The sequence below is a fragment of the Mycobacterium fragae genome (assembly GCF_002102185.1).
Classification (GTDB): Bacteria; Actinomycetota; Actinomycetes; order Mycobacteriales; family Mycobacteriaceae; genus Mycobacterium; species Mycobacterium fragae.
The window spans coordinates 1-3,992 of the sequence record NZ_LQOW01000011.1 but is presented as its reverse complement, the minus strand read 5'-3'; the positions used below and the strand labels follow the sequence as shown (position 1 = coordinate 3,992).

Sequence of the window (3,992 nt, the reverse complement as noted above, 5' to 3'; positions counted from 1 at the left end):
TCCTCCAACTCCCCATACGTCATCGAGCGGCCCTCAAACGTCACCGCCACCGCCCGCGGACTACGCGCCACCTGCGCAGCAAACAACACCGGAACCGACACCGCCGGCGCCGCCGCCGCCGTCAACACCCCCCGATTACCCCACCCATCCAAACAGGCATGCTCATCCTCATCGAGCAAATCAATCGACAACAACCGCCGCGTCAAATCCGCAGTCACGACGCCTGCCCCAAACCAGCCGTCATCGCCCCCAACACCCGCTCCAACCGCCCAACCAACGCCCCAACCCGAGCCACATCAAAAACATCGGTGTCGAATTCGACACGAAGGCTTAGTTCAGTTCCGGGTTGGGCTTGCACTGAAAGCGGGTAATGGTTGTATTCGCGGTTAGTGATCTCGGTGATGGCCAAGTCATGGACTCCCAACAATGCGGCGGTGTCGATCGGATAGTTCTCGTAAATGAAAAGCGTGTCGAACAATTGGTCGTGGCCGGTCACGCGGTGAATGTCGGTTAACGACAGATGCTGGTGTTCGAGGGTCTGGTTGTGGGCGCTTTGCAGCTGATCTAGCAGGTCTGCGATGGTGGTTGCCGGCGTGATTTGTGCCCGCACCGGCACCGTGTTGATCAATAGGCCCACCATCGACTCCGCGCCGGCCACCTCGGCTGGCCTTCCCGAGACCGCGGTGCCGAACGCGACATCATGCTGACCCGTCAGCCACATCAGCACCTGAGCGAAGGCGGCCTGCAGCACGATGTTGACGGTGGTGTGGCACGAGCGCGCCAATTCGCCGAGAGCCCGCATGGTGTCCTCAGGCAACCGGAACGATTCAACGCCGCGCCGCCCGACCCCTAACCGGTCCGGTGTAGCCACCAATGTGGGTGTGTCAAAGCCGGCGAACATCTCACGCCAGACCGCTTGGGCGGCAACGCGATCCCGACTTGCCAGCCAGCTGACGAAGCTGCGGTACGGTGCGGGCGCGGGAAGCCGCTGCCCGTAATAGCTGGCGATTATTTCCGGTAGCAGGATCGGTATCGACCAGCCATCGAGCACGATGTGGTGGTTCGTGAGCACAAACCGGTGCCGGTCTGGCGCCGTGCGGATCAACGCGGCCCGGAAGGGCGACTGGTGGGCGAGGTCGCAGACCGCGGCGCGTTCGTCAGCACACACCCGCTGAACCTGCTGCTCGACGTCGACGCCGTCGCCGCCGAGTTCGACATACCGCCAGGGCACCACCGGATCAGCCGGGATGACCTGCACCGGCTCGTCGAACTGTGCGCAGAATCGGGCCGCCAGGTTGGGGTGGCGGTTGACCGCCGTCTGCACCGCATCAGACAGGCGGTGCTGATCGAGGGCACCCGTGACCGTGATGTCCAGCTGCACCGCATACAAATCGTCGCTGCCTTGGGCGGTGCTGGTATGGAACAGCAGTCCCTGCTGCAGCGGGGTCAACGGCAAAACGTCGGCGACCTGATATTGCTGCTGGAGTTGGTCGAGCTGCTGCTGGCTCAAACGGGCAGGCGCGATATCCGATGGCGTCAATCCGCCCCCACCGGCGCGCACATGTGCACAGATACCGGCCAGAGCCTCAAACCACAACCGGCTCAATCGGCTGACCCGGTCGTGATCCAGCGCCGAGGGCGCCCAGGTCCAGTTGGCGTGCAGGTGCGCGCCGGTGTCGGTGTCGACGGTGGCGGCGTTGAGCTCCACGGTGTGCGCCAGCGGCATGGGTATCGCCCCGCTGGCGCCGGTCAACGAGAAGTCCTCCTGGCTGAGCCGCCAAAAATCGCTCGACACCTCGGCCGCCGCCGCGCCCAGTCGCCCGAAATAGTTAAAGCCGATCGGCGGATCAGATTGCGCCAATTCAACATCAGGGTTCAGATACCGCAGCAATCCGTAGGTCAAGCCATCGGGAAGGGCACGAAGCTGCTCCTTTGCGTCTTTGATCGCCACCCCCAGTGCGGCCTCACCGGCCGCTACCTGTGCCCAAGACAGCCCACCCGACGCCAGCGACACCGGGTATTTGGTGGTAAACCACCCCACCGTGCGCGAAAGGTCCACATCGTCGGCCAGCTCCTCGTGACGGCCGTGGCCCTCCACATCGATCCCGATCGGCGCACCGCCGGTGCCCAAAAACTCCGCCACCGCCAACCCGAACGCGATCAACAAGATCTCGTGTATTCCGGCATGAAACGCTGCCGGCACCTCACCCAACAACGTCCGAGTGGTTTCGACATCCAGCGACACCGACAAGTGCCCAGCCGTGACGAACGTATCCACCGCCGCTTGCACCGCCGGCAACGCGGACGGGGCCGCCACCACCTGCCGCCACGCCTGGGCTTGGGCCACGATTTCCGGGCGGTGGGCGTGCTCGGCCAGCAGCGACGCCCAGCGGGCAAATGACGTCCCCGTCGCCGGCAACACCACCGGCCGCCCGTCACGATGCTGGACCCAGGCGATGTTGAGGTCCTCCAACACGATGCGCCACGACACCCCATCGACGGCCAGATGGTGAACGATCAACACCAGCTGGGCGGTGGAACCAGCCCACAACGCGCTGAGCATCACCCCGCCGGCCGGGTTCAACCGCGACCGCGCCTTGATCAGCGCCTCATCGGACAGCACATCCACCGATTGCAGGCAAGCGCCGGCATCCACCGACCCCACCTCGGGCACCGTCAACGTCCACCACCCGACCCCGTCGTCGTGGACGCGTGCCCGCAACATGGCATGCCGATCCAGCAAGGCCTGCAACAGCACCACCGCGTCGGCCTCGGTCGCCCCTGCGGGCGCCTGCACCACGATCGTCTGGTTGAACTGCTCCACCGGGCCCCCCACGCCCTGTAGCCAGCGCATGATCGGGGTGGCCACCACCGGTCCAACACCCTCGTCGACCGGGCCGCCAGCGGCGTCGGCCACTCCGGCTATCCGGGCCAGCCGGGCCACAGTCTGCTCGACGAAAATATCGCGCGGCCGACACAGCAAGCCGGCAGCACGGGCTCGCGTCACCACTTGCATCGACAAGATGCTGTCCCCGCCCAATTCGAAGAAGGAGTCATCGACGCCGACCCGCTCCACACCGAGTACTTGGGCGTAGATGCCGGCCAGGATCTCCTCGACCGCGCTGGCCGGGGCACGATAGCGATCACCGTCGGTGTATTCGGGTGCCGGCAGGGCGCGGGTGTCGAGTTTGCCGTTGACCGTCAACGGCAGGGTCTCCAACACCACCACCGCGGCGGGCACCATGTAGGCCGGCAGCCGCTCACCCAGCGCGGCACGGATCTCGGCCGGGTCGGCGACCCCGGTGACATAACCCACCAGGCGCTTATCACCGGGGCGGTCCTCGCGGGCAACCACCACCGCCTGCTGCACCCCATCTGCTGCGGTCAGCGCGGCCTGGATTTCCCCGAGCTCGATGCGATACCCGCGGATCTTGACCTGCTCATCGGCGCGTCCCAGATAAGCCAGCTGCCCATCAGCACCCCAACACACCAAATCCCCGGTGCGATACATCCGTTGTCCTGGCGCCCCCGCGCCGGCGAACGGGCAGGCCACAAACCGCGACGCCGTCAACCCCGCCCGGCCCACATAGCCATACGCCAGCCCGGCGCCGGCCACATACAACTCCCCCACCACCCCAACCGGCACCGGCCGCAACCAGCCATCCAGCACGAAAAAGCCCAGATGCGCCAACGGCACCCCGATCGGGCTGGCGGCACTGTCGATATCGCCGTCGAGGATCTCACGCAACGAGGCATGCACCGTCGTCTCGGTGATGCCATACATGTTGAGCAGCCGCGGCGAGCCCGGGTGATTGCCCAACCATGCCCGCAACCGCTGCGGTTCCAGCGCCTCCCCACCAAACACCACAGAGCCCAACTTCAGCTGCCGGCCCAGCTCCGGGGCCAGCGCATCAGCGGTTTGCAACGCATAAAACGCCGAGGGGGTCTGGCTTAACACACTGACCTGCTCGCCGACCAGCAAGGCATGCAGA

At 65.6% G+C, this 3,992-nt stretch carries 2 protein-coding genes; both read right to left on the bottom strand.

Going from position 1 to position 3,992, the window contains the following annotated elements:
- Positions 1-218: hypothetical protein (locus tag AWC06_RS06485; RefSeq protein ID WP_139819938.1), on the bottom strand; the 218-nt coding region annotated here is incomplete at its 3' end.
- Positions 215-3,992, bottom strand: a 3,778-nt coding sequence (locus AWC06_RS06480) for a condensation domain-containing protein (RefSeq protein ID WP_139819937.1), incomplete at its 5' end; no start/stop codon positions are given. The genes AWC06_RS06480 and AWC06_RS06485, both read right to left, overlap by 4 nt.